The organism is Demequina globuliformis (assembly GCF_000975155.1).
GTDB lineage: Bacteria > Actinomycetota > Actinomycetes > Actinomycetales > Demequinaceae > Demequina > Demequina globuliformis.
On sequence record NZ_BBRG01000001.1, the window covers coordinates 1 to 22,183 of the forward strand.

Genomic DNA, 22,183 nt, shown 5'->3' on the forward strand with positions numbered 1-22,183 from the left:
GTCTCACCGCGTCAAATCGCCTTGCCGGCGTATTGTGACGCTGTTCGATCAGCGGGATCTCCCACTCTACACCCTCAGGCGCGCCGCAGCGAACCAAAGCTTGAGCAGAGTGAGTGGCTGACAATCGAGCTCTTCATCCTGACCTCTCTGAGGCCCTTCCGAAGCGCTTCCGTCCTTGGCAGCGAGGAATACATTACGGGCGCTCGGGCCCCGCGTCAAATCGCGCAAATCCCGGGCGTGTCGCGGGTTTCGAGGAGCGTCTTCCCTGGTAGATCCCAGTAGGGACCGGCCTCTCGCCCGCGACCGGTCATGGCACCCGCAACATTCCTACAGATTTTTTTCCACGTCGGAGGACGAACCAGCCACCCGCCAGCGCATCGTGGTCCGCGAGCGTGGCTTCCAGGGAGTCGACCTTGACGTTGTTCACGTACGCTCCCCCGTCCTGAACCGCCCGGCGCGCGTCCGACTTCGACTTCACAATGCCGGCCTCGACCAGCGCGTCGACCACCGTGGCGTCGGCGGAGGCGTCGCCCGCCCCAAGCTCAGCGGCGCACCCGTCGAGTGTTGCCACGTCCAGGCGTTCGAGTTCTGCGCGTCCAAAGAGCGCCTGAGACGCGTGGACAACACCGTCCGCGGCATCGGCCCCATGCACCAGTGCGGTCACGTCCCATGCCAATGTGCGCTGCGCCTCCCGGCGGAACGGCTCTTCCGCCACCTTGCGCTCGAGTTCCTCGATCTCTTCGCGCGTGCGGAACGTGAAGATCTTCAGGAAGCGCACGACATCCGCGTCGTCTGTGTTGATCCAGAACTGATAGAAGGCGTACGGGCTCATCATGTCCGGAGCCAGCCACACGGCGCCGCCCTCGGTCTTGCCGAACTTGGTACCGTCCGCCTTCGTGATCAGTGGCGTCGTCATCGCATGGACGGACGTTCCTTCAGCCTTGCGGATCAGTTCGACGCCGCTGAGGAGGTTGCCCCACTGGTCATTTCCACCCGTCTGCAGGGTGCAACCGTGACGACGGTACAGCTCAAGGAAGTCATTGCCCTGGAGTACTTGGTAGCTGAACTCAGTGAACGAGATGCCTTCATCGCTGGCGAGCCGGCGCGCGACGGTGTCCTTGGCGATCATGGTGCCGAGGCGGAAGTGCTTGCCAATCTCCCTCAAGAGGTCAATCGCCGTGAGCTCCCCCGTCCAGTCAAGGTTGTTCACCATGCGGGCCGGGTTGTCGCCGTCGAAGTCCAGGAAGCGGGAGATCTGCGAGCGCAGCCGTTCCACCCATTCGGCCACCGTGTCCTTGGTGTTCAACACACGCTCGCCGGACATGCGAGGATCGCCGATCATTCCGGTCGCGCCTCCCACGAGCGGGAGCACCTGGTGTCCCGCTTGCTGAAGGTGGCGCAGGAGTACCAACTGAACGAGGTGACCGTGATGGAGGCTCGGCGCAGTGGGGTCGAAGCCGCAGTACACCGTGATCGGTCCCTCGTCGAGGGACGCCTTGAGGTCGTCTTCACCAGTGGTCTGCGCGATCAGCCCGCGCCAGGCGAGCTCGTCAAGAATGTGCGTCGTCATGATGCTTGCCATTGTGCCAGGCGCCGGCACCGGTCACGCCGATGCGGCACGCCGCCTTTCCGAGGAAGAAGAAAGGGTCGCTGGACGCACAGACACCGAGCACGAATCGGCGCTGAGGGGTGGACGTCCGCAGAGGGGTCCTACCGACTCGCGTGGCCGCGCATCCAGCGACACCTTCGACGGTATGCGGGCCGGTCTGAGAGTGGTCTCAGATTCCTCACACACTCAGTCCGGGATGGGAGCAGTTCCGTCGAGGATGACGTGCGCGTGGTCGCGGGTGGAATGGGCCGCAAAATGCGTGGCCTCGTCCCGCATCCACGCCATCCATTCGTGGCGCACGTGCGCACCATCGCGTGCGAGACCTCGTTGAAGGCGAAGGTCATCCGGAGCCTCAATCCACAGCAGCAGCGAGGCGACCTCGCGCGCGGCGCGACGCCCCACGCCCACACCTTCGGCGATGAGGACGGGCCCGGGTGGCACCGCAATGTGGTGGGTCCGCTCGTGACGGTGCCAGTCCCACATCTCGAACCCACCTGTCTCCCCGGCACTGACCGGCATCAAGACCTGTTCGACCAACACCGTGTCGAGACTGGACATGCCCGTCCAGCCCTCGTACATGTCGTCGGCGTGAATGATCTGCACGGGGGAATCCGCCGCGGTCGGGGCAGCGGGATCGAAGGTGCCTGGCCCGGGTGCTTCAGCGCCGCCGAGCGCTACGGCCAGACGTGAGGCAAGGGTGGTCTTACCCGAGCCGGCTGGGCCGTCAATGAGGACAATGCTGGTGCCGCCCGGCGATGGTGGAGCGGACCGGATGAGAGCAACCAGTTCGGTGAGTGTCGCCTGCGGCATCGGACCAGGCTACGGCAGTGGTGATCGAGCGCTAGGCGACATCTACGCGCGTCGAGGCAACCGCGAAGTTCGCGACCGCTTCGGCATCCGGCTCCTCGCACAGCCCGGGAAAGGTCGGAACGTCGATGTGTCCGTCCCTCAGCACATAGGGCGTCGTGAGGTCGCGCACGTAGAAACGATCCGAGGCTGAGATATCGCCGGGCAAGGTGAAGCCCGGTAGTCCAGCCAGGGCTGCGTTCGCGCCGCGCGCGAGCCCAGTTTCCAGCATGCCGCCACACCACACGGCGATTCCCGAGGCCCGCGCAACGTCGTGAATGCGACGGGCCTCGAGGTAGCCACCGACCCGGGACGGCTTGATGTTGATGACCGCTGCCGCGCCCCACGCGATGGCGTCTGCGGCGCTTTGGGCGGAGACCACCGACTCGTCAAGACACATGGGAGTGCGCATCACGCGGGCGAGCTCGGCGTGCTGGCGCATGTCCGCTTCGCCAAGCGGCTGCTCGATCAAGAGCAGATCGAAGTCGTCGAGTGCCCGCAGGTGGGCGGAGTCGGTGAGGGTGTAGGCCGCATTGGCGTCGACCTGCAACGGCACGTCCGGGTGCGCCTCGCGCACAGCGCGCACGGGCTCGAGGTCCCACCCTGGCTGGATCTTGAGCTTGATGCGTTGATAGCCCTGATCGACAAAGCCTGCGACCGCCTCGAGAAGGGCGTCCACGGAATCCTGAATGCCGACGGACACGCCCGACGCGACACGGCTGGCGGTGACTCCAAGGTAGTCAGCAAAGGAAGTGCGGGATGCCTTGAGTTGCGCGTCGAGGATGGCGGACTCAAGCGCTGCCTTGGCCATACGGTGGCCCACAATCGGCGCGAGGTGCTCCCCCACAGTCTCCGCAGTGAGGGGACGCTCGCGCTGAGCGCGGGCGAGCCGTGGCAGCGCAAACCTCTCAATGACGTCGACGGCGCCGTCTGCGTACTCCTCCGAATAGACAGGCTCCGCAAGAGCGCCGCACTCACCCCAGCCCGTGATCTCACCGTGGTCGGTCATCGCCGCGACCTCCACCGCGACAACCGTGCGCGCATGCTGGGTCGAAAACGACGTAGTGAACGGCGCGACCAACGGGATCCGCAAGGAGTGAAGGGTGACGTGGTCAATCTGCATCCGGTGCCTCCAGCACATAGTGGTGGTCGGTAAAGCTAGTGATGGTCCACCCGCCGCGCATTGCCGGTCCGAGCGCTTCGCGCACCGCAGTTCGCCAGGCGCGCGCCGCGGCCGGGCGGTGTGCACGGAGGCTCTCGATGTCGCGAGGTACCGCGACCGAGATCGCGGCGGCTTGCGGGTGGGAGACGGTCATGCGCGGCATGCCGTCGCGGCCTTCGGTCACGAGGGCCGATGCCTGAGGCAGCGCCGTACGCGAGTCGCCGTGAGGGGTGCTCACCACGGGTTGCGTCAGATCCCACCGGGCGAGCAAACGATCGCTCGTCTGGCCGCGGTTGACGCCGTCGGACATGTCCCCGTAGAAGTCGACGAGGTACTCAGCCACCTCGACGCGAAGCCGGTTGAGGTTGAACGCCGCGTTGCGGGCCACGAGCGGGTCGAAGGTCCACGTGACCTGGGTGAGCCCGCGCTCGAGTGCCCACGCGCGCTGATGCATTTTCAGCGCCATACCCACGCCGCGGCGGGCGGCGTGCGGCGCAACCCCGGTGACGTGGGAGTGCAGCGCGTGCCCGAGCGGCTGAGAGAAGTACGCGACACAGACTCCCACCAACTCTTCTTCGAGAAACGCCCCCGCGACATAGTTGCCTGCGTGGCCGAGGGCGACCATGAGCGGCGCCTCCACGACGGGGGCGCCCCACATGCGCGTGAGGAGGGCAGTCGCGTCCCCGACCTGTCCGGGGCTGAGCGAACGAATGACCACCCCGGCCCGGGAAGCGGAGTTCTGGGGCTCCTTGTTCGCGCTCGAGCGCAGTGGCGCAGACGCGTGCAGGTCTTCATCCCTCATGGGTGCGCCAAGACATCTTCGACGAGCAACGCGAGCAGCGTCGCGCGCGGCGCCACGTGCTCGATTTCCACGTGTTCGTCCGCTGCATGTGCTCCGCCCCCGACGCCCCCGAGCCCGTCGAGCGTGGGAACCCCAAGACCGCCCGTGAAGTTGCCATCCGAGGCACCGCCCACCGCGCACTCCTGCAGGTCGGTGACGCCGGCAACGGGAGCGAGGCGCAGGGCCCGCTCGAACAGCGCCGCAGCCATCGAGCGCTCCAACGGTGGCCGATTGACGTCCCCCGCCACCTCAATCGTTGCGCCCGGGGTGACCGGCGCCAGAGACGTGATCGCGGTGTGGATTCGTGCGAGCTCCGCTGCCGAGCCAGCACGAACATCCACCGCAAACGATGCTGCCTCGGGGACCGTGTTCGCCGTCGAGCCGATCATGCCGCTGGTGGGCACCACGGTGGTGCCGTCGCCGGACTGATGGAGGCTCGCGACTGCAAGCAACTGGTGCGCGAGTTCGAGGCCCGCGTTCACGCCCCGGTCGGGGTCGAGGCCGGCGTGCGAGGCACGCCCCTTCGCCATCACCGTGTACATCCCGGTGCCCTTACGCTGCGTCTTGAGCGCTCCAGCCGGCCCGGCCGCCTCGAGAACGAACACGGCCTGCGCGCCGCGTGCCTCATCCTCGAGCAGGCCACGCGAGGTAGACGACCCCACTTCTTCATCCCCCGTGACCAGAATGGTCACCCCAGCCACGGCATCGGCCCCATCGCGCTCAGCGAGAGCGGCGACAGCATGGGCCGCCTGGACCAACCCGATCGCCATGTCGAAACACCCGGGGCCGGTGAGCACGCCATCACGGATGACGCACGGATGCGCCTCGAGGCTCCCCAGCGGCCACACGGTGTCGTGGTGGCCCAGAAGGAGCACTCGGGTGCTCGCGCCACCTCTCCACCTCAGGTGGGTGACACCCTCGGTCACGATCCGCTCCGGCTCGCGGGGAAGGCCCGCGTCTGCGAGCCGGGCGCCCAGCACGTCGGCGACCACGTCTGCGCTGCGGGCATTCGCCTGCAGGTCGTCTGACGGGGATTCGCACTCGATGATGCGCTGCACGTCTTCCAGCATCGCTGGTAGGCGGGCGGCGAGGGCGTCTGCGAGGCTCACACCGCCATGGTGTCAGAAGTCAGGTGACGACGGTGTTTCGCGGGGAAGCTACTACGCCCCGGCCTCAGACCAGGGACGGTAGTACCGCACCCGCTCGCGCGCCGACTTGCCCTGTTCAACGACGCGCTCGGGAGCAGTGCCGCCAGTACCGTTGCGGGCAGCCAATGAGCCCTCGACCGTCAACACCTCGAGCACGCGCTCATCGAGGGCGGGGTGAATGCCCTCCATTTCCTCGCGCGTCATCTCGTGAAGGTCCTTGCCGCGCTTCTCACACAAGCGCACGCACGCGCCAGCGACCTCGTGAGCATCGCGGAACGGCACGCCTTCCTTCACGAGCCACTCGGCAATGTCTGTCGCCAAGGAGAAACCGGCGGGTGCAAGCTGAGCGAGTCGCTCCTCGCGGAACACCAACGTCCTCACCATTCCCGAGAACGCCGGCAACAGCACCTCGAGCGTTTCCACGGCATCGAAACCTGGCTCGTGGACTTCCTGGATGTCACGGTTGTATGCCAGCGGCAGGCCCTTGAGCGTCGCGAGCAGTCCGGTGAGGTCGCCAATGAGACGCCCCGCCTTTCCTCGCGCAAGTTCCGCAATGTCCGGGTTCTTCTTCTGGGGCATGATCGACGACCCCGTGGAGTAGGAGTCGTCGAGGCCAGCGAAACCGAACTCGACCGTCGCCCACGCGATGACCTCTTCCGAGATTCGCGACAGGTCGATGCCGATCATCGACGTCACCCATAGGAACTCAGCGACGACGTCGCGCGAGGCCGTGGCGTCGATCGAGTTTTCGCATGGCGCGGAGAAACCGAGCTCATCGGCGACGCCCTGGGGGTCAAGTCCCAGCGTGGAACCGGCAAGAGCGCCCGCGCCGTAGGGCGACTTCGCGGCGCGTGCGTCCCAGTCCACGAGCCGCTCAACGTCGCGCAGCAGCGGCCACGCGTGGGCCATCAGGTGGTGGCCCAGCGTCACGGGTTGCGCATGCTGGAAGTGCGTGCGCCCAGGCATGGGCGAATCGATGTGCCGGTCCGCCTGCTCAAGAAGCGCGTCGACCACATCGAGCACCTGTCCCGCGATCACTCGTGCATGCCTGCGCAGGTACATGCGTGACAGGGTCGCGATCTGGTCGTTGCGCGAGCGTCCTGCGCGCAACTTGCCGCCCACTTCCGGGCCGATGCGCTCGATCAGGAGCCGCTCAAGGGCACCGTGCACGTCCTCGTCGGAGGGCGCGGGCTGAAGCGTGCCGTTTGCTTCATCACGGCGCAGCTCCTCCAAGCCGTCGACCATCACCGCGAGTTCCGTGTCAGACAGCAGCCCGGCACGATGAAGAGCATTGGCGTGAGCGATGGACCCACGCAGGTCGTCGTCCGCATAGCGCCAATCGAACTGCGTCGACTTGCTCAACGCGGCCAGCGCCTCCGCCGGGCCCTGAGCAAAGCGACCGCCCCACAGGGCGCCTTCATTCGTGCCGTGCTGCTGCTCCACTGGGGTTATCCCTTCACGCGTGCGGCGCGTGCCGCAGCCTGCTTGGCCGCCAGGCCGTAGATCTCGATAAAGCCGCGGGCGGCCGACTGATCAAAGGCGTCGCCCTCGTCGTAGGTGGCCATGTTGAAGTCGTACAAGCCCACATCGGACTTACGACCCGTCACCGTGGCCCGGCCACCGTGCAGCACCATCCGCACGTCACCAGACACATACTCCTGAGTGTCCTCGATGAACGCGTCGAGCGAGTCCTTCAGCGGCGACGACCACATGCCGTCGTAGACCAACTCGCCCCACTTCTGCTCCACGCCGCGCTTGAAGCGAGCCTGCTCGCGCTCGAGGCACACGTTCTCGAGCTCGCGGTGGGCCTCGATCAGAGCAATGGCGCCCGGGGCCTCGTACACCTCGCGGGACTTGATGCCCACCAAGCGGTCCTCGACGATGTCGATGCGACCCACTCCGTGAGCGCCGGCGCGGCGGTTCAGAATCTCGATGGCCTGCAGCGGGGTGACCTTTTCGCCGTCGATGGCGACGGGGATGCCGCGCTCGAACGAGATGGTGACCTCATCGGGGACCGGCGGGAAAGCCGGGTCGTCGGTGTAGTTGTACACGTCCTTGGTCGGCGAGTTCCAGATGTCCTCGAGGAAGCCGGTCTCAATCGCGCGGCCCCACACGTTCTGGTCAATCGAGAAGGGGTTCGACTTGGTGGTCTCGATCGGCAGGGCGTGGCGGCCCGCGTATTCAATGGCCTTATCGCGGGTCAACGCGAGGTCACGCACCGGAGCAATGCACTTGAGGTCAGGTGCGATCGACGTAATGCCGACCTCGAAACGCACCTGGTCGTTGCCCTTACCCGTGCAACCGTGTGCGACGGTGGTGCCGCCAAACTCACGGGCAGCGGCGACCAAGTGCTTGACGATCACGGGGCGCGACAGCCCCGACACCAGCGGGTACTTGTCCTGGTACAGGCCGTTGGCCTTGAGCGCCGGCATGCAGTATTCCTCGGCGAACTCGTCGCGAGCGTCGGCGACGTACGCCTCGACTGCACCGCAGTCCAGCGCGCGCTGACGGATGACCTCGAGGTCCTCTCCACCCTGGCCGACGTCCACCGCGACGGCGATGACCTCTGCTCCCGTGGCATCGGCGATCCAGCCGATGGCTACCGACGTGTCCAGTCCGCCCGAATATGCGAGCACCACCCGGTCAGTCATGTTGTGTCTCCTTGTGAATCTTGTGTGTCGTTGCGTCGTGTTGTGCCGGGCAGGCCGGCAATTCTCGTGAAGTTTGTGTCACGGAGGCAGGTCAGAGAACTAGTGGCCGCCCCCGACGGCTCGCTCCAGGAACCGGCGAGCCAACCGCAGCCCGCCCTGGGGGTCCCGCGCGATCACCATGATGGTGTCGTCACCGCCCACGGTTCCCAAGATGGCCGGGTCGTCGTGCTGATCGATTGCTGATGCCAAATACTGGGCGGCCCCAGACGGAGTCCTGAGCACCGTGAGGTTCGCCGAGCCGTCTGCCGCCAACAGCAATTCGCCGCACAGGCGCGTGAGCCGCTGATCCGTGTCCTCTGACGCGCTGAGCATGTCCGACGTCGCGTACACGTGTGCCCCGCCCAGACCGCGGACCTTGACCGCGCCGATGTCCACCAGGTCGCGCGACAGCGTCGCCTGGGTCACCGCAATCCCCTGGCCTTCAAGGCGCAGCGCAAGCTCGCCCTGCGAGTGAATGGCCTCAGACTCGATCAAACGCCGAATCAGCGCCTGCCGAGCTGCCTTGGTGGCGGGAATCGTCTGGGTCATGGTCACTGCGCCACCAGCCAGGTCAACAGGGCCTTCTGAGCGTGCAGCCGGTACTCGGCCTCGAGCCACACCAGCGACTGTTCGCCGTCGATGACGGAGGCGGTGATTTCCTTGCCGCGGTAGGCGGGCAGGCAGTGGATGACGTGGGCGCCGGGCGCGGCCAGCTCAAGCGATCGGTCGCTCACTTGGAATGCGCCGAAGGCCTGCTCGCGTGCCTCCTTTTCGCCTTCATCACCCATGGATACCCAGGTGTCTGTCGCGATGACGTCGGCGGCGCGCACGGCTTCGTCGTGGCTGTGCGTCACGGTGACCGATCCGCCCGTCTCCTCGGCGATCTGCGTGGCGCGTGCGATGACGTCAGCGTTGGGGAGGTAGCCCTCTGGCGTCCCTACACGCACGTGCATGCCAGCGGTGGCGCCACCGAGCAGGTAGGAGTGGGCCATATTGTTTGCGCCATCGCCCACGTAGGCAAGGTCGAGCCCCGACAACGCTGCGACACCGCCGCGGGCGTCTGCGATGCAGGCCAGATCCGCAAGGATCTGACACGGGTGGAACGAGTCCGTCAGCGCATTGACGACCGGCACGTGAGAGTGAGCGGCCATCTCCTCAAGCCTGTCGTGCCCGAAAGTGCGCCACACGACCGCGCTCACCATGCGCTCCAGCACACGCGCGGTGTCAGCAATGGACTCGCCGCGACCCATTTGCGAACTCGCGGCATCGATGACAAGGGGGTATCCGCCCAGCTCCGCAATACCTGCGGAGAAGGACACCCTGGTGCGAGTCGAATGCTTATCAAAGATGACCGCCACGGCCTGCGGGCCTTCGAAGGGTCGCTGGGCGAAGCGGTCGCTTCGCATCTGTAGCGCCATAGTGAGGACCTCACGCTGCTCGGCAGGCGTCAAGTCGTCATCTCGCAGGAAGTGGCGGGTCATCACCGTCCCCCGTCTTGGGATCCAGGGTTGTCCTCGAGGTAGGAGGAGAACCAGTCAATGAAGGAATCCGCCTCTGCGACGGACAGCGTGAGCGCAGGTACCAACCGAATGGTGTCCGGCGACGGCGGGTTAATGATGAAGCCGGCGTCAACGGCTGCGGCGGCGATCTGGGGAGCCTGGGGCTGTGCCAGTCCGATCGCGAGCATGAGGCCCTCGCCCCGCACCTCAAGCACGCCTTCAAGCGCTTCAAGGCGGGAGGTCAGGTGGGCGCCCACGGTCTTTGCGTTCACCAAGAGGTTTTCCTGCTCGATGGCGTCGAGCGTGGCGAGCGCAGTTGCGGCGCCCATGGGGTTGCCGCCAAAGGTGGTGCCGTGCTCGCCCTTACCGAGGAGTTGACCCGCGCGATCACCGAAGGCGACGACCGCACCGATCGGGAAGCCGCCTCCCAAGCCCTTGGCCAGGGTCATGACGTCAGGCTGCACGCCAAACAGTTGGTGAGCGAACCATGCGCCCGTGCGCGCGACCCCGGTCTGGACCTCGTCAAGGATCAGTAGCGCGCCGGCGGCGCTCGTCAATTCACGAGCCAACGTGAGGAAGTCGTGGTCAAGGGGACGCACGCCGGCCTCGCCCTGGATGGGTTCAGCGATGACGGCCGCGAGGTTATCGCCCGCCTCAGCGACAGCAGCGCGCAGTGCCTGAGCGTCGTTCGCTGGCAGGAACACGACGCCCGCCGGCATGGGCCCAAACTGCTCGCGGATCGCAGGCTTGTGAGTCATGGCTAGCGCGCCCATGGTGCGCCCGTGGAACCCGCCCTCGAAGGCGATGATCGTGTCACGGCCGGTCTTGCGCGCCATCTTGAAGGCGGCTTCGTTGGCCTCGGCTCCCGAATTGGAGAAGAACACACGCGACCCTTCGGGGGCCTCCGCGAGGGTGAGCAGCCGCTCGGCCAGCGCAATTTGGGGTGCCGTGGCGAAGAAGTTGGACACGTGGGCGAGCGTGGCCGCCTGATCCGTCAGCGCCTTGACCCATGCGGGGTGTCCGTGGCCAAGGGCGTTGACTGCGATGCCGCCGAGGAGGTCCAGATACCTGTTGCCGTCGGCGTCCCAGACGAAGTTGCCCTCACCACGTTCCAACATCCGCATGGGGGTGCCGTAGGTTCCCATGAGCGCGTGCTCGTACCGGGCGATCCCTGCGCCGCTCAGTGCGGACTCTTGTGCGGCGCTCATGCCCACAGGTCCGTGTCATCTGGGCGAACCATGGTGCCGATGCCGCGCGACGTGAAGATCTCGGTGAGCAGCGAGTGCGGCTCCCGGCCGTCAATAATGTGCGCCTGCGCGACGCCGCCGCGCACAGCCCTCAGGCAGCCCTCCATCTTGGGGACCATGCCGGCGGCAAGGGACGGGAGCATCTTTTCGACGTCCGAGGCGTGGATGCGGCGCACCAGCGACGCGGGGTCGGGCCAGTTGGCGTACAGGCCCTCGACGTCGGTCAACATGACGAGCTTGCGCGCTCGCAATGCGACGGCAATGGCCGCAGCGGCGGTGTCCGCGTTCACGTTGAGGACCGTGGTGGGGTCCTCCATGTCTGGCGCCACGGTTGATACGACGGGGATGCGCCCAGCCGCGATGATGTCCTCGATCGCCGCGGGATTCACCTTCACGACATCGCCGACCAGGCCGACGTCGACCTTCTCGCCGTCGACAGTCGCCTCACGGCGCTTCGCTTGCAGCAGGCCTGCGTCCTCACCGGAGAGTCCAACAGCGAGCGGTCCGTGGTCGTTAATCAGTCCCACGAGCTCGCGCGACACGGAGCCGGTGAGGACCATGCGGACCACGTCCATCGCCTCTGGGGTGGTCACGCGCAGGCCGCCGCGGAACTCAGACTCGATGCCGAGTTTGCCAAGCATTTCCGAGATCTGTGGGCCGCCACCGTGGACAACGACGGGGTGCAACCCCAGCAGGCGCAGGTGCACGATGTCCTGCGCGAACGCCGCCTTGAGGTCGTCGTCAATCATGGCGTTGCCGCCGTACTTGATGACGACGGTCGCGCCGGTAAAGCTCTCGATCCATGGCATGGCGTCGATGAGGACGCCCACCTTCTGGTGAGGGGTCAGGTCGGGGTAATCGATGTCTGTGCTCATGAGCTGTATGCGCTGTTCTCGTGGACGTAGTCGTGGGTCAAGTCGTTGGTCCAGACGGTGGCGGAGGCCGCACCTGCGTGAAGGTCGACTTCTACGGTCACCTCGCGGCCGGTGAGGTCCACCAGGTCGCGGTCCTCCCCCACCCCTGAGGCACGGCACACCTGCACGCCGTTGACGTAAACGTCGAGCGTGGTCGCGTCGTAGGGGGCCACGGACTCAGGAACGGTGCCGGCCGCGGAAATGATGCGTCCCCAGTTGGGGTCGTTGCCAAAGATTGCGGTCTTGAAGAGGTTGGAGCGCGTGATCGCCCGTGCGACTGCCTCGGCCGCCTCCTCACTGGTGGCGTTCGAGACTGTCACCGCGATGTCGTGGCCCGCGCCCTCAGCGTCAGCGACGAGCTGGCGAGACAGGCTAGCGAGCACCTCGGTCAACGCCTCCTCGAATTCCGCCGCTGGAACCTCCTGGCCGGAGGCCCCAGAAGACATCAAAATGACGGTGTCGTTGGTGGACATGCATCCGTCGGAGTCGACGCGGTTGAGGGTGCGGGAGACGGCCGATGCGAGGGTTGCCTGGGCAACGGCGGTATCGATGATCGCGTCGGTGGTGACCACACACAGCATCGTGGCCATGCCTGGCGCGAGCATGCCGGCGCCCTTGGCCATGCCGCCCACAGTCCAGCCGGAGCGCTCCGAGACAGCCGTCTTCGGCACCGAGTCTGTCGTCATGATGCCCTGAGCCGCGTCCAGCCCGCCCTCGGCGGAAAGCGTGGCGATCGCAGCATCGGCCCCCGTCAACAAGGTGTCCATCGGCAATCGCACGCCGATGAGTCCCGTCGAACACACCACCACGTCGCCGGCACCGACGTCGCGACCTGTGCCCTGAAGGGCCTGAGCAACGTGCTCGGCGGTGCGGTGCGTGTCGTGGAACCCCTCGGGGCCGGTACACGCATTCGCGCCGCCCGAGTTCAAGATGACAGCGTCCGCCTTGCCATCGCTCACGACCTGCCGCGACCACGTCACGGGCGCAGCCTCAATTCGATTGGTCGTGAAGACACCAGCGGCCACTTTCGCCGGCCCCTCGTTCACGACGACGGTCACGTCCTTGGCACCCGTCCACTTAATACCCGCGGCCACGCCGGCGGCCACGAATCCGCGTGCTGACGTCACACTCACGGTGCCACCCCCAGGACTTGGAGTCCGCTCGTTTCGGGGTACCCCAGCGCCAGGTTCATCGACTGCAGCGCCTGTCCGGCGGTGCCCTTGACCAGATTGTCGATCGCGCTGATGACGACCACGCGTCCGGCCTTCTCGTCAACCGCGACCTGCACCAGGCAGGTGTTGGCGCCCAACGTTGCGGCGGTCGTGGGCCACTGGCCCTCGGGCAGAAGGTGAACGAAGGGCTCGTCCGCGTAAGCCTGCTCCCACGCCGCCCGGACCTCGTCAGCGCTCACTCCTGAAGCCAACGGCGCCGTGATCGTGGCAAGGATGCCACGTGCCATCGGCACCAGCGTGGGGGTGAAGGAGATCTTGACGTCGTCTGCGCCAGCGACGCCCAAGTTCTGAACAATCTCGGGGATGTGGCGGTGAATACCCCCCACTCCGTATGCACTGGCGGCGCCGAGGCCCTCAGACGCCAGCAGGTTGGTCGCCAACTTTTTGCCGGCTCCCGAGTATCCGTTCGCAAGCACGGCGACGATGTCCGTGGGGTCGATCACTGAGGCGGCTACGCCGGGCTGCAGGCCGAGCGTCACGGCGGTGACATTGCATCCGGGCACAGCAATGCGCTTGACGCCGGGCAACACATCTCGCTGGTGGCCGTCGGCCGTCATCAACTCCGGCATTCCGTATGGCCAGGTGCCGGAGTGGACCCCGCCGTAGTACTCCGCCCACGCGTCGGATGAGGCGAGGCGGTGGTCAGCACCGCAGTCGATGACAAGCGTGTCGGGCGACAACTGGGCAGCCACTTCCCCAGACGCCCCGTGGGGCAGCGCCAAAACGACCACATCGTGGCCCGCGAGCGTGTCCGGCGAGGTCGCGACAATCTCGCGGTCGGCGAGCGTGCGCAAGTGAGGCTGGTGCACCCCCAATCGGTCACCGGCGGAGGAATGAGCGGTCAGCGCTCCGAACTCCACGTCCGGATGCTCGCTGAACACGCGCAACACCTCGCCGCCAACATATCCGGAGGCACCAGAGACTGCGACTGAGATTGGCATATGCATAACTATACACGCCAGTGCATGCCCAGCCCCGTGCCCAGGCCGGCGTGGCGCGGGGTAGCGCCACCGCATGTCACGATGAACGAATGCTGGCCATCATCGCGTCCGCCCACGGCAGTCCAGAAGTCCTGACGCTCCGGGAGGTCCCAGACCCCACCCCGGCCGCGGGTCAGGTCACTGTGGCCGTCACCGCCGCTGGCGTCAACTTCATTGACACATACCAACGCAGCGGCGTCTACCCCGTCCCGACGCCCTTCACTCCTGGCCTCGAAGGAGCGGGGACGGTGACAGCGGTCGGCCCCGAGGTCACGGGGTTCGCCGTGGGTGACCGCGTCGCCTGGTGTGCCGGCGCAGGCTCGTACGCCGAGCAGGTAGTCATCGGTGCCGAGGACTGTTTCCACGTGCCTGCCGGGATTGCACTCCCCACTGCTGCGGCGCTGATGCTTCAGGGCCTCACCGCCCACTACCTCAGCGCCTCGACGTTTCCTCTCCAGTCCGGTCATGTCGCGCTCGTTCATGCGGGCGCTGGCGGTGTGGGTCTCCTCCTCACGCAACTCGCGGTGGCGCGCGGCGCGAGGGTCATCACCACCGTCTCAAGCGATGACAAGGAACACCTGTCCCGCGAAGCGGGGGCCTCCGACGTGGTGCGGTACGACAAGATGACCGATCTTTCCCGAGAGCTCCCGAGCGCTATCAGGGAACTTACTGGCGGGACAGGAGTCGACGTCGTATACGACGGCGTGGGCGCCTCCACCTTCGACGGCTCACTTGCCTCACTCGCCCCACGGGGCACGTTGGTGCTGTTTGGCGGGGCATCAGGACAGGTGCCGGCATTCGACCTCCAGCGCCTCAACGCGGCCGGGTCGCTTTGGGTGACGCGACCGTCTTTGGGGCACTACCTCGCTTCGCAGGAGGAACGCGCGTGGCGAGCCGGCGAGCTGTTCTCGGCGGTCGCGGCTGGAGAACTCAACGTCAGGATCGGCGTCACCTACTCCTTGGCAGAGGCTGCCGCAGCGCACGCCGCACTTGAGGCGCGCACCACCATGGGCAAGGTACTCCTCCTGCCCTGACGCGACGCGTCGCAACCCACGAGACGCGAGGCCGACACGTCGTGGACACATCGGCGCGGCACAATGGCGTCATGCAGAACCTGCGACTGAGGGTCATGCGACCCGCGGACCTCGACACCGTGCTGCGCCTCAACAATGAAGCAGCGCCGGCGGTCAACGAGCTGGACCGCGACTCCCTCACCCAGTTGAGGGACATGTGCGACGTGGCGCTCATCGCCGCGAATCGCGACGGCGACATCATCGCGTTCCTGCTGTCGCTCGCCGGCGGCCAGGACTACGACTCCGAGAACTATCGCTGGTTCGAACAACGTCGCGTGCGCCACCAGTACATCGACCGCATTGTGGTCGCGGGTCCCGCTCGCGGTACCGGTGTGGGCCGCGCGATGTACGAGTCCGTGTTCGAGCGTGCCCGCGAGCGCAGCGCCACTGAAGTGAATGCGGAGGTCAATCTGCGCCCGGCGAACCCGCGCTCGATGGCGTTCCACGAGCGGCTGGGCTTTCGTCAAATTGGCGAACAGGAAACCAAGGGCAACACCGTGCGCGTCGCCATGCTGTCGCGCGCGGTCGACGGCGTCTTCTAACTACGCTCCGGGAGCGACGCGTTCGTCGCCTTCCACAGCCGCGGTCCGGGGCAACAGTTGTCGAGGCATGACGAATTGCCAGGCGAGCACGGCCCCAGCCGCCATGACGAGTGCCGGCAGTACCAGAGTCTGTGCCATCGCCGTTGAGAAGCTCTCGAGGACGGCATCCGGGAGTGGGCCCTGCGTCAGGGAGCCCGCCACGGCTTCACCACCGACCGTGGGAGCACCGTTGCCGAACTCTGACAGTTCCGCACTCACCCGCGACACCATGACAGTGGCGATCGCTGCCGAACCCATCACGGCACCGACCTGGCGCGTGGTGTTGTAGACGCCGGCCCCCGCCCCCGCCGCGCTCGTTGGCAAACCGCGGGTCGCGGTGGAGGACAGCGGACCCCACATGAACGAACTCGCGATCCCGATCATGAGTGGAGGAATCAACAGCACCACGAGGGGCGTCTGCGGTGTCATCAGCCACAGGTAGGACAGGGTCGCGAGCGCATTGATGCTCATGGCGGGCACCACGAGGTAGCGAGGGTGAACGCGGTCGGTGAGTTTGCCCGCCAGCGGCGCGAGCGCGATCGAGGCGACCGCGGTCGGAACCGACATCAGGGCTGACTCGGTGGGCGTCATCCCCAGCGCGACCTGGTAGAAGTACACCAGCGGGATGAACATCGCGGTGGTAGCGAAGCCGACGGCACTGATGGCCGTGGACGCGACAGCAAAATTGCGCTCCTTAAACAACCCCAAGGGCACGAGCGGCTCCCCCGTGTTGCGACGCTGCCACCACACAAACACTGCCAGCACCGCGAGGCCCGTCGCGATCATGACCCAAATCCAGGGCGCCCACGCGTACGTTTGCCCCTCCTGAACCGCGAACACCAGCAAGAACATACCGACGGCTGAGAGCACCACTCCCCACCAGTCGAATTGATGTGAATGCGTCTCCAGCGATGGCACCAAGCGCCACGCGAGCACGAACGCGACGATCCCGACGGGCACATTCACGATGAAGATCCACTCCCACCCCAGCGAATCGACCAATACGCCCCCAAGAAGCGGGCCCACCAGCGTCGCGATGCCGGCCACCGCACCCCACAGCGCCATCGCCGGCCCGCGCCGGTGCGCGGGGAACGTGCGTGTGATGACGGCCATCGTTTGCGGCGTCATCATCGCCGCCCCTAGGCCCTGAACCGCGCGCGCAGCGATCAGGTTGGCGATGGGAGAGCCTGGCAGTGTCTCCGCGAGCCCGCACGCGAGAGAGGCGAGGGTAAAGGTCGACAGGCCAATGAGGTACACACGACGCGGACCGAACCGGTCGCCGAGCCGCCCAGTGATGAGCAACGGCACGGCGTAGCTAAGCAGGTATGCACTAGTGACCCAGATGACTTGGGTGGTCGTGGCGCCCAGGTCCGACTGGATGGTGGGATTCGCAATCGACACGATGGTCGTGTCCACCAAAATCATGAAAAACCCCAGCACAAGCGCCCACAGCGCGGGCCAGGGACTACGGTGAGTCGTCACCAGCCCACAGTAGACCGGGACGCGCGCGCCATGGTGCGCGCGCACGCCGCGCCGTTACGCTGATGGAATGCGCATCCTCATTGTCGGAGGCACGGGCCTCATCTCCTCGGAAGTGGCTCACACTCTCGCACGAGCAGGCCACGATCTCACCCTGATCACCCGCGGCCGCTCAACCACGGCATCGGCCCCAGCAGGCGCCCACACCATCACTGCTGACGCGACCGCCCCAGACGCACTGCGCGCCGCCCTGCGCGGGCCCCGCTTGCGCGGCGAGAGCTTTGACGCGGTGCTACAAAGTGTCGCGTTTACGCCCGAGCATGTGGCTCAGGACATTGAGACCTTCGCGCCGCTGACGCAGCAGTACATGCTGATCGCCACCTCGGCGAGCTACGCCACCTTTGACCGGTTCCATGCGTTGAGCGAGGGGGACCCACAACGCAACGACTATTGGGAGTACGCCCGCCTCAAGGCCCAGGCGGAACAGGTGCTGCGCGAACGTGCTGACGCGGCGGGCCTGCCATGGACCATCGTGCGACCCGCACACACCTATGGCCCTTCCAAGATTCCGGCATACACGGGCAACTCTCGCCTGCCGTGGACGATCGTCGATCGTATGCGGCGCGGCGCGGACATTCCGGTGCCAGGTGACGGAACGGCGCTGTGGACACTCACCCATGCGCGCGACGTCGCCGCTGGCATCGCGGGACTCATGGGGAATGCGAGGGCATTGGGCGAGGCCGTCCACATCACCTCGGATGAGGCGCTCACGTGGAACGCAATCTACGCAACCATCGCGCGCGCGGCGGGCCTCACTGCCGAGCAGTGGGAACGCCAGCGCATCAGCGTGCCCTCTGATGCCATGGTCGCCGCGGCACCGCACCAAACCGGATCCATCTACGGCGACAAGATGCACCCTGCGGTCTACGACACCACCCGGATCAAAGACCTCGTCCCAGGATGGCAGGCGCACACGTCGTTTGCCGAGGGAATCAACGAGTGCGTGGAATGGTTCGAGGCCGACCAGGGACGCCAAGAGGTCGATGACGACGCGAACGCGATGTTTGACCGCCTGAGTGCGATCTATCGGCGTGCCCTTGCGGAGGCTGGCGCGTGAGCATCTTCCGCCGGCGCTCACACGCCACAGATCCGCAGCGTGACGCGCAGGTGCGACGCGCCCTCATGGATGCGGCGGTGCGGGTACTCGGCCGCGATAAAGACGCGAGTCTTGCGGCCATCGCGAGCACCGCTGGCGTGGACACCCGCGAGGCCGCACGCGTGGTCGGTGACCGCGCCGGGTTGATCAAGCACACGGTGCTGCGCGGAGCGCACCGCGTGGGGCAGTCGGCATTCCTTGACGACGGCACTCCCCCGGAACAAATCGCCATGCTGATTGGCCGCGTGTGGGAGGACCAGGAGGGCGTGCTGCACCTCACCCACCTTGCATCGACAGGCCGGTATCGCTCCGAGGTTGAACGCGAGCTCGCACCCTTGCGCGCCACCCTCATCGACGCGCTACGGCGCGGAATGGACGACGGTACGGTCCGCAACGACCTTCCTGAGGCCGCCTTGGCGTGGATGGTTGAGCAGGCGACGTGGAACACCGTGCGGATGGCCTCTCAGCGTCCAGAACTCTCAACGGACTGGCGCCGCGTGGCCATGGCCCAAACCTTGTGTTCTGCTGGAGTGGGCTGGCGGGACGCCATCGCTACGGCTCAGCGCGCCGCTGCGCGCCTCGACGCCGAACACACCGGAGCACGCTCAACGCACTGACAGCCCCCACCTCACAAAGGAGGAACCAATGCACGCCATCGCTGCACTCGACGCTCGCCCTGTCGACGATCCGCTCGCATTCCGGGACATCGACATCCCCGAGCCGGACCCACGCGCCACGGACCTCGTGGTACGCGTGGAGGCTACGTCCGTCAACCCCACGGACACCCAGCGCCGCATGCGCGTGAAAGCTGACGGACCGCCTCGCATCTTTGGGTTCGACGGCGCTGGGACCGTGACCGCGATGGGCGACCAGGTGCAGGGCTTTGAGGTCGGCGACGAGGTCTGGTGGGCCGGCGACGCGGGACGCGCAGGCGCCAACGCAGAGTATGAGGCGGTGGACTATCGCATCGTGGCCCGCAAGCCCACGTCCTTGACGTTTGCGGAAGCCGCGGCACTTCCGCTCACGGCGCTCACCGCGTGGGAAGGCATGTTCGACTCCATGCGGCTCAGCCGCGAAGACTCGGGGACACTGCTCATGGTGGGTGGCGCCGGCGGAGTGGGATCGATCCTGACCCAGCTTGCCAAGGCGGTCACATCGTTGACGGTGATCGCGACGGCTTCGCGGCCCGACTCGGAGCAGTGGTGCCGCGACATGGGGGCGGACCACGTCGTGTCCCATCACGACCTCGCCGCAGCGGTGAAGGCCGTCCACCCTGCGCCCGTCGATTACGTGTTTTCGAGCTACACCCCGGGAAACATCGAGGCATACGGTGAGTTGCTGCGCCCGTTTGGGCAGATCGTGTCGATCGATGGCGGCAATCTCGATCTTCTGCCGCTCTTTCCCAAAGCCGTCGGTTTCCACTGGGGATACATGTTCGCCAGGTCGCGCTACGAGACATGGGACATGGCCCAACAGGGCCGCATCCTCGCAGAGGTCGCCGACCTCGTTGACGCCGGTGCTGTCCGCTCCACCTTGACGACCGCGATCCACGACTTCACGGCCGAGGGAATGCGAGAGGCCCACCGGCTCGTCGAGTCCCACTCCATGATTGGCAAAGTGGTCGTCCACCGGTAGCGACTCGGGCGCCCAGTCCGGACGCTAGTGGAGGCGTATGCCCAGGTATGCCATGCTCATGACATGCGCGCTACTCGGGCCCTTGTCTTGACGCTGGCGGCGATGACGCTCGCCGCGTGCACCACCTCAAGCACCCCGACGGACGTCACCTCCGCGGCCTCGGCGCCGGCGGAGACCGGCGAGGCATCGGCCCAGCCCACGCACACAGGCGCCTCTGCGGCCCCACGCAGCAGTGCGTCCGCAGAGGCGGCCGATGCCCCAGAGCCTTCCGTCCCAGGCGAGGGCACCGCTGAGGCTGGGGCCGGTGACGTGGGTTCGATCACGACCGACCCGTATTGCGCGCCTGCTCTGGCGGGCGCGGAGGCCATGGGCGCGCTACTCGACGCGACCGACCGCAAGTCGACTGAGACCGGGATGGCCGACGACGGCGGCAGCGTCTCGGCCATGAATGAGGCCGGAGCGGACATGCGTGCTGCGGCAGACACGGTCGCCACGCAGTGGACGCAGGCCGCACGGCTGGTGGAAGACGCGGCTGCACCGACCAATTCCTCGCCCACCGCGGCAGAGGCCACCGCAGCCTTCGACGACGTATCGACGTACCTCACCGACTGGGTGAATCCGGAAGCGACCATCGCAGCCGAGTCCTCCTCGATCGCCGACTACGACACGGCGACGGCGGAGTTGCTGATGCGCCCCGGTGTCACCGCAGCGGCTGCGGCGGGCGGTGCCGGACTATCGGTGGTCCTCAGCTACACGCTGGAGCGCTGCGGCGAACTACCGCAGTTCTAGCTCCGCGCGAGTTGATCGCCGACTCGTGCGAGCAAGTCATCCCACGCGTCAGCGAACTTGGCAATACCTTCGTCTTCCAACTGAGCAGTGACATCGGCCATGTCGACACCCGCGTCAGCCAAGTGCGCGAAGGTCTCGCGAGCATCGTCGTAGGCGTCGCGCACGGAATCCCAGTCCTGCGGGTTCGCGGGCACGTCGCCATGATCCGCAAAGGCCTCGATCGTGCCTTCGGGCATTGTGTTCACCGTGCCACGAGTAACGAGCTCATCCACGTACTTGGTGTCCGGATAGGCGTCATCCTTCACCGATGTCGACGCCCACAGCGGACGCTGCGGGTGCGCGCCTTCCTCCGCGAGCGCTACCCACCTGTCGGAGGCCAAGACCTGCTCGTGGTGTGCGAACGCGAGACGCGCATTGGCGACGGCCGCGCGACCTCGAAGTGGGGAGCCGGGAGCGCCCGAGTCAAGGCGCTTGTCCACCTCGGCGTCCACCCTGGAGACGAAGAACGACGCGACCGACTCGATCGACGCGAGGTCCCTCCCGGCGTCGCGAGCATCCTCCAAGCCGTCCAGATAGGCGTCAACGACCGCCTGATACCGCTCGAGGGAGAAGATCAATGTGACGTTAACCGAGATGCCCTCGGCGATGGCGGCACGTATGGCAGGCAAGCCCTCCACGGTTGCGGGAATCTTGATCATGACGTTGGGGCGGTCGACGAGCCACCACAACTGACGGGCCTCGGCGATCGTCGCTTCAGTGTCGCGGGCAAAGCGAGGGTCGACCTCGATCGACACGCGACCATCAACACCGTTCGTGGCGTCCCATACGGGTCGAAGGACGTCGCAAGCCTCGCGCACGTCCGCGGTCGTCACCATGCGGACAGCCTCCTCGACGTCTACCGACCTGGCGGCGAGCTCGCGGATCTGCGCGTCGTACTGGTCGGAGCCGGACACTGCGGCAGCAAAGATCGACGGGTTGGTCGTCACACCCACAATCGACTTCGCGTGCAAGTCACGCTGCAATGATCCGCTGCGAAGCCGATCGCGGCTGAGATCATCGAGCCAGATCGACACTCCGGCCTCGGAGAGCGCGGCGAGCGAGGTAGCGGTGGACTCAGGTGCAGGCGCGGACATGGCGGCCTCCTTCGTTGGTGGCTGGTGCGTACTCCTGGGCAACCCCCTCAGTGCGCTCAGCATTCCACGCGCACGCGCCACCTGCACGGCGGATGCACAATCCTCACCCGACGTTCACCGGACTGCCAGGCACAAGACCCGGGCCTCCCGATGTCGCTTCCGGGCACGC

General features: G+C 66.5%; 21 protein-coding genes. 6 read left to right on the plus strand and 15 right to left on the minus strand.

Going from position 1 to position 22,183, the window contains the following annotated elements; all coding sequences use genetic code 11:
• Nucleotides 1–307 precede the first annotated feature (307 nt).
• The 13 genes from tyrS to argC form a co-directional block, all read right to left on the minus strand.
• Nucleotides 308–1,570 (minus strand): tyrosine--tRNA ligase, encoded by a 1,263-nt coding sequence (tyrS, locus tag AOP75_RS00005; protein ID WP_062076357.1) that lies wholly within the window; start codon nucleotides 1,568–1,570, stop codon nucleotides 308–310.
• Nucleotides 1,571–1,795: 225 nt separating this feature from the next.
• Nucleotides 1,796–2,419: a uridine kinase family protein gene (locus AOP75_RS00010; protein ID WP_062076358.1), complete on the minus strand. Its 624-nt coding sequence runs from the start codon at nucleotides 2,417–2,419 to the stop codon at nucleotides 1,796–1,798.
• A gap of 31 nt (nucleotides 2,420–2,450) precedes the next feature.
• Entirely contained in the window at nucleotides 2,451–3,578 is a 1,128-nt protein-coding gene (gene menC, locus AOP75_RS00015) for an o-succinylbenzoate synthase (RefSeq protein ID WP_062076359.1), read from the minus strand.
• On the minus strand, nucleotides 3,568–4,419 hold the full coding sequence (locus AOP75_RS00020; RefSeq protein ID WP_152649882.1) for a GNAT family N-acetyltransferase: 852 nt from the start codon (nucleotides 4,417–4,419) through the stop codon (nucleotides 3,568–3,570). Before AOP75_RS00020 ends, menC begins: the two co-directional genes overlap by 11 nt.
• Complete coding sequence (locus tag AOP75_RS00025; protein WP_236683040.1) at nucleotides 4,416–5,567, minus strand: M20/M25/M40 family metallo-hydrolase; 1,152 nt, start codon at nucleotides 5,565–5,567, stop codon at nucleotides 4,416–4,418. The genes AOP75_RS00020 and AOP75_RS00025 overlap by 4 nt, the downstream gene beginning before the upstream one ends.
• 51 nt (nucleotides 5,568–5,618) lie before the next feature.
• Nucleotides 5,619–7,058 (minus strand): argininosuccinate lyase, encoded by a 1,440-nt coding sequence (gene argH, locus AOP75_RS00030; protein WP_152649883.1) that lies wholly within the window; start codon nucleotides 7,056–7,058, stop codon nucleotides 5,619–5,621.
• Nucleotides 7,055–8,257, minus strand: a complete 1,203-nt coding sequence (locus tag AOP75_RS00035; RefSeq protein ID WP_062076362.1) for an argininosuccinate synthase — start codon at nucleotides 8,255–8,257, stop codon at nucleotides 7,055–7,057. Before AOP75_RS00035 ends, argH begins: the two co-directional genes overlap by 4 nt.
• A 99-nt stretch (nucleotides 8,258–8,356) precedes the next feature.
• Entirely contained in the window at nucleotides 8,357–8,845 is a 489-nt protein-coding gene (gene argR, locus AOP75_RS00040; RefSeq protein WP_062078222.1) for an arginine repressor, read from the minus strand.
• A gap of 2 nt (nucleotides 8,846–8,847) precedes the next feature.
• Nucleotides 8,848–9,777, minus strand: coding sequence for an ornithine carbamoyltransferase (gene argF, locus AOP75_RS00045; RefSeq protein WP_062076363.1), 930 nt, complete (start codon nucleotides 9,775–9,777; stop codon nucleotides 8,848–8,850).
• Complete coding sequence (locus tag AOP75_RS00050; protein ID WP_062078224.1) at nucleotides 9,777–11,003, minus strand: acetylornithine transaminase; 1,227 nt, start codon at nucleotides 11,001–11,003, stop codon at nucleotides 9,777–9,779. Before AOP75_RS00050 ends, argF begins: the two co-directional genes overlap by 1 nt.
• Entirely contained in the window at nucleotides 11,000–11,917 is a 918-nt protein-coding gene (gene argB / locus AOP75_RS00055) for an acetylglutamate kinase (RefSeq protein WP_062076364.1), read from the minus strand. The genes AOP75_RS00050 and argB overlap by 4 nt, the downstream gene beginning before the upstream one ends.
• Nucleotides 11,914–13,089, minus strand: coding sequence for a bifunctional glutamate N-acetyltransferase/amino-acid acetyltransferase ArgJ (gene argJ / locus AOP75_RS00060; protein ID WP_062076365.1), 1,176 nt, complete (start codon nucleotides 13,087–13,089; stop codon nucleotides 11,914–11,916). Before argJ ends, argB begins: the two co-directional genes overlap by 4 nt.
• The gene (gene argC, locus AOP75_RS00065; protein ID WP_201774133.1) at nucleotides 13,086–14,129 is read right to left on the minus strand and encodes an N-acetyl-gamma-glutamyl-phosphate reductase; all 1,044 of its coding nucleotides are present in this window, start codon (nucleotides 14,127–14,129) and stop codon (nucleotides 13,086–13,088) included. Before argC ends, argJ begins: the two co-directional genes overlap by 4 nt.
• Before the next feature lie 89 nt (nucleotides 14,130–14,218).
• On the opposite strand from argC, the gene AOP75_RS00070 reads away from it, so the two are divergent.
• Both AOP75_RS00070 and AOP75_RS00075 read left to right on the plus strand, forming a co-directional pair.
• Nucleotides 14,219–15,202, plus strand: coding sequence for a quinone oxidoreductase family protein (locus AOP75_RS00070; protein WP_062076367.1), 984 nt, complete (start codon nucleotides 14,219–14,221; stop codon nucleotides 15,200–15,202).
• A 71-nt stretch (nucleotides 15,203–15,273) separates the two neighbouring features.
• Nucleotides 15,274–15,783: a GNAT family N-acetyltransferase gene (locus tag AOP75_RS00075; RefSeq protein WP_152649884.1), complete on the plus strand. Its 510-nt coding sequence runs from the start codon at nucleotides 15,274–15,276 to the stop codon at nucleotides 15,781–15,783.
• On the opposite strand, the gene AOP75_RS00080 is transcribed toward AOP75_RS00075, so the two are convergent.
• A complete protein-coding gene (locus tag AOP75_RS00080) occupies nucleotides 15,784–17,304 on the minus strand; it encodes a DHA2 family efflux MFS transporter permease subunit (RefSeq protein WP_269078799.1) in 1,521 nt (506 codons plus the stop codon).
• 67 nt (nucleotides 17,305–17,371) lie between these two features.
• Here AOP75_RS00080 and AOP75_RS00085 point away from each other — a divergent pair, with 67 nt between their 5' ends.
• From AOP75_RS00085 to AOP75_RS00100, 4 genes are all read left to right on the plus strand, one after another.
• Nucleotides 17,372–18,418, plus strand: a complete 1,047-nt coding sequence (locus tag AOP75_RS00085) for an NAD-dependent epimerase/dehydratase family protein (protein ID WP_062076369.1) — start codon at nucleotides 17,372–17,374, stop codon at nucleotides 18,416–18,418.
• A complete protein-coding gene (locus tag AOP75_RS00090) occupies nucleotides 18,415–19,074 on the plus strand; it encodes a hypothetical protein (RefSeq protein ID WP_062076370.1) in 660 nt (219 codons plus the stop codon). Before AOP75_RS00085 ends, AOP75_RS00090 begins: the two co-directional genes overlap by 4 nt.
• 28 nt (nucleotides 19,075–19,102) lie before the next feature.
• Nucleotides 19,103–20,092, plus strand: a complete 990-nt coding sequence (locus AOP75_RS00095; protein ID WP_062076371.1) for a zinc-binding alcohol dehydrogenase family protein — start codon at nucleotides 19,103–19,105, stop codon at nucleotides 20,090–20,092.
• A gap of 63 nt (nucleotides 20,093–20,155) precedes the next feature.
• Nucleotides 20,156–20,881: a hypothetical protein gene (locus AOP75_RS00100; protein WP_062076372.1), complete on the plus strand. Its 726-nt coding sequence runs from the start codon at nucleotides 20,156–20,158 to the stop codon at nucleotides 20,879–20,881.
• Here AOP75_RS00100 and tal read toward each other — a convergent pair.
• Entirely contained in the window at nucleotides 20,878–22,014 is a 1,137-nt protein-coding gene (gene tal / locus AOP75_RS00105) for a transaldolase (protein ID WP_062076373.1), read from the minus strand. The genes AOP75_RS00100 and tal overlap by 4 nt on opposite strands.
• Nucleotides 22,015–22,183: the final 169 nt, after the last annotated feature.

Excerpts from the sequence above, each read along its gene's own strand:
- argR (WP_062078222.1), bottom strand. The coding sequence starts at position 8,845 with ATGACCCAGACGATTCCCGCCACCAAGGCAGCTCGGCAGGCGCTGATT.
- tal (WP_062076373.1), bottom strand. The coding sequence starts at position 22,014 with ATGTCCGCGCCTGCACCTGAGTCCACCGCTACCTCGCTCGCCGCGCTC.
- AOP75_RS00035 (WP_062076362.1), bottom strand. The coding sequence starts at position 8,257 with ATGACTGACCGGGTGGTGCTCGCATATTCGGGCGGACTGGACACGTCG.
- argC (WP_201774133.1), bottom strand. The coding sequence starts at position 14,129 with ATGCCAATCTCAGTCGCAGTCTCTGGTGCCTCCGGATATGTTGGCGGC.
- AOP75_RS00050 (WP_062078224.1), bottom strand. The coding sequence starts at position 11,003 with ATGAGCGCCGCACAAGAGTCCGCACTGAGCGGCGCAGGGATCGCCCGG.
- AOP75_RS00095 (WP_062076371.1), top strand. The coding sequence starts at position 19,103 with ATGCACGCCATCGCTGCACTCGACGCTCGCCCTGTCGACGATCCGCTC.
- AOP75_RS00020 (WP_152649882.1), bottom strand. The coding sequence starts at position 4,419 with ATGAGGGATGAAGACCTGCACGCGTCTGCGCCACTGCGCTCGAGCGCG.
- AOP75_RS00075 (WP_152649884.1), top strand. The coding sequence starts at position 15,274 with ATGCAGAACCTGCGACTGAGGGTCATGCGACCCGCGGACCTCGACACC.
- AOP75_RS00010 (WP_062076358.1), bottom strand. The coding sequence starts at position 2,419 with ATGCCGCAGGCGACACTCACCGAACTGGTTGCTCTCATCCGGTCCGCT.
- tyrS (WP_062076357.1), bottom strand. The coding sequence starts at position 1,570 with ATGACGACGCACATTCTTGACGAGCTCGCCTGGCGCGGGCTGATCGCG.
- menC (WP_062076359.1), bottom strand. The coding sequence starts at position 3,578 with ATGCAGATTGACCACGTCACCCTTCACTCCTTGCGGATCCCGTTGGTC.
- AOP75_RS00070 (WP_062076367.1), top strand. The coding sequence starts at position 14,219 with ATGCTGGCCATCATCGCGTCCGCCCACGGCAGTCCAGAAGTCCTGACG.
- argF (WP_062076363.1), bottom strand. The coding sequence starts at position 9,777 with ATGACCCGCCACTTCCTGCGAGATGACGACTTGACGCCTGCCGAGCAG.
- argB (WP_062076364.1), bottom strand. The coding sequence starts at position 11,917 with ATGAGCACAGACATCGATTACCCCGACCTGACCCCTCACCAGAAGGTG.
- AOP75_RS00100 (WP_062076372.1), top strand. The coding sequence starts at position 20,156 with ATGCGCGCTACTCGGGCCCTTGTCTTGACGCTGGCGGCGATGACGCTC.
- AOP75_RS00085 (WP_062076369.1), top strand. The coding sequence starts at position 17,372 with ATGCGCATCCTCATTGTCGGAGGCACGGGCCTCATCTCCTCGGAAGTG.